The 229-nt window shown below is 68.1% G+C and carries 1 protein-coding gene; it reads right to left on the bottom strand.

All coding sequences use genetic code 11. The annotated features are described in order from the left end of the window. On the bottom strand, nt 1-229 hold a 229-nt coding region (locus EOD29_RS35660; protein ID WP_127248951.1), incomplete at both ends, for an aminopeptidase N C-terminal domain-containing protein.

Raw genomic sequence — 229 nt, 5'->3', positions numbered from 1 at the left:
GCGATCTGTTTCAGGACCGCCTGCCGGCCGGCATGGATGGCATCGGGATCGTTGTTGCAACCGAGTTCCCGGGCGATATCGGATTCGCTCGGCAGAGCCAGCGCCTGGGCGCGGAAGGCCGGTTCGAGGCTCTCGTCGGCCGCTGCCGCAATCAGCGCCTCGACGAAGGTCGCCTCGCAGACGACTGGCTTGCCCTCGCGGGCGTCGCGTGCCGCTTTCAGGAGGTTCG

The sequence above is a fragment of the Mesorhizobium sp. M1A.T.Ca.IN.004.03.1.1 genome (genome assembly GCF_003997555.1).
GTDB lineage: Bacteria > Pseudomonadota > Alphaproteobacteria > Rhizobiales > Rhizobiaceae > Mesorhizobium.
Note: the sequence above shows the minus strand (reverse complement) of the source record. Positions and strands in the feature narration are given on the sequence as shown.